Annotated in this window: 2 protein-coding genes; both read right to left on the bottom strand. The window is 69.4% G+C overall.

Annotated elements, in window-relative coordinates; all coding sequences use genetic code 11:
- Window positions 1-224: 224 nt before the first annotated feature.
- Window positions 225-1,595, bottom strand: a complete 1,371-nt coding sequence (gene tolB / locus RDU12_RS15055; protein WP_300291867.1) for a Tol-Pal system beta propeller repeat protein TolB — start codon at window positions 1,593-1,595, stop codon at window positions 225-227.
- Between the two features lie 107 nt (window positions 1,596-1,702).
- The coding region (locus tag RDU12_RS15050; protein ID WP_308685448.1) for a hypothetical protein at window positions 1,703-2,148 on the bottom strand (446 nt) is incomplete at its 5' end.

The following is a 2,148-nucleotide window of genomic DNA, read 5'->3' as shown; positions in this document are numbered from 1 at the left end:
CGCCGCCGGCGCTGTCGACGGGCTGGCGCGGGGTGCAGGCGGCGATGGCGGTCACGGCCACGCCGACGGCGGCGAGGCGGAGGAGGGTCGAGGTCTTCATCATCAGTCGTCTCCTTGGTGCGAGGCCTCGGCCTCCAGCTTTGCTATAGAACTCGGGTACTGTCGCGCCAGCGGTTTCGCCAGCCGCGATAACGCGGAATTGAGCCCCAAGGCTCCGCTGGACCTCAGGTGGAGCAGCTGTCGGGGCCGCCCGCGCCGAGATTCGACGGCTGTTCGTCGAGCAGCGGCGACCAGGCGGGGTCGGAGCCTCGGCCCGCGTAGCCGGCCTGGCTGACCACCCGTCCGGACAGGTCCACGGTCCACAGCCGCGTGTCGCCGCCCGGCGACTGGCGCGCGAACATGATGTAGCGGCCGTTCGGGGCCCAGGACGGGCCCTCCTCGAAATAGCTGGACGACAGGATGCGCTCGCCGGTGCCGTCGGGGCGCATGACCCCGGTCGAGAAGCGGCCGCCGCCCTGTTTGGTGAAGGCGATCAGGTCGCCGCGCGGGCTCCAGTTCGGGGCGGTGTAGATCCCGCCGCCGCGCGAGATCGGGCGCTGGCCCGAGCCGTCGGCGCGCATGACGTAGAGCCGCGCCGAGCCGGAGCGGTCCGAGGTGAAGACGATCTGGCTGTTGTCGGGGCTGAACGAGGGCGAGGTGTCGATGCCCGGGTCATTGGTCAGGCGGCGCACCTGCCGGCTGGCCAGGTCCATCACATAGACGTCGGTGTTGCCGCCGCGGATGATCGAGAAGGCCATCTTCGAGCCGTCGTTCGAGAATCGCGGGGCCAGCACCTGGCCGTCGAACTCGCCCAGAGACTCGGTGCGGCCGGTCGACAGATTCTTGAGGTAGATGCGGCTGTAGTCCTTGCCCAGCGCGACAAAGGTGATCTCGTTGGGATCGTTCAGCGAGAACCGCGGCGACATGATGATCTCGGCGCCGTCGGTCAGGAAGACCGGGTCGAACCCGTCCTGGTCCGAAATGGCCAGGCGCGACAGGCGGTTCAGCTGGGTGCCGCTTTCGGACACGAACAGAACCCGGCTGTCGAACAGGCCGGCTTCGCCGGTCATGCGCTGATAGACGACGTCGGCGATCTTGTGGCCGATGCGGCGCCACTGCTCGAGCGTGGCGGTGAAGCGGTAGGAGGCCAGCTGGCACTGGCGGTAGGGGTCGTAGAGGCGGAAGCCGAAGTCGTGGCGGTTGTCGGGCCGGCGGGTCACCGAACCGTACAGCACCGCCTGGGCCCCGATCGAGGTCCACTGCGGGAAATTCGGGGCGTTGGCGACGGTCAGGCCGGTCTCGACGAAGCTGGCCGGATCGAGCGGCTCGAAATAGCCCGAGCGGCGCAGGTCGGCCCGGATCACCTGGGACAGGTCGGCGCCGTTCTGGCCGTCGAAGTCGGCGACGGCGATCTGGAAGGGGCGGAGCACGCCCTGGTCGATGATGACTTCTTCCGGTTCCTGCGACTGCGGCGGGCCCGCCGGCGTCTGGGCCGTCGCGGCGCTGACCGTCATCGCAAGGATGGCGACGCTCGCCAGAAGTCGGTTCAGTCGCATAGAGGGCTCCCGCAGTTTGAGACGTCCGCCGGTTCTTGTCGCCGAACCGGTCGCATAAGGCCAGCATGGCCGTGATTGGGGCGACTTTCGGGCGCGATCAGGTGTCGTCAGCGTCCGCGACAGGCCCGCGCGGTCAGGAAGGTCGGCCGGTAGCGGCCGCCGGTGAAGCCTCGGGGGACGTCGAAGGGGGCGGTGGCGCGCAGGGCCCGCAGGGCTTCGGCCGTCGCGGCCTGATAGACCGAATTGCCGCGGGCGCCGACGAGGGTGGGACCGTCTGTGATGCGCCCGTCGGGGGACAGGGTCACGTCGAACTGGATGCGCAGGTCGTCTCCGCCCTCCATGTCGCAGACAACGAAGACGTTCCAGTTGGGATAGACCTGCTCGAACATCGAGGAGATCACCGGACCGCTGGTCTGGCCCTGGTCGCCGGTGGAGCGCTGACCCGACGGCGGCCGGTCGCCCCGGTTCGGCGAGGTGTTCGGACGTTCAGCGGCCAGCTTGCCGAGATCCAGCGACGGCTCGCGGGGCGGGGTCTCGCGCTTCTTCGCCGGCG

The organism is Brevundimonas sp. (genome assembly GCF_031082345.1).
GTDB lineage: Bacteria > Pseudomonadota > Alphaproteobacteria > Caulobacterales > Caulobacteraceae > Brevundimonas.
Note: the sequence above shows the minus strand (reverse complement) of the source record. Positions and strands in the feature narration are given on the sequence as shown.

Bases quoted from the DNA above. Each gene is read 5' to 3' on its own strand.
- tolB (WP_300291867.1), bottom strand. From the start codon at position 1,595: ATGCGACTGAACCGACTTCTGGCGAGCGTCGCCATCCTTGCGATGACG.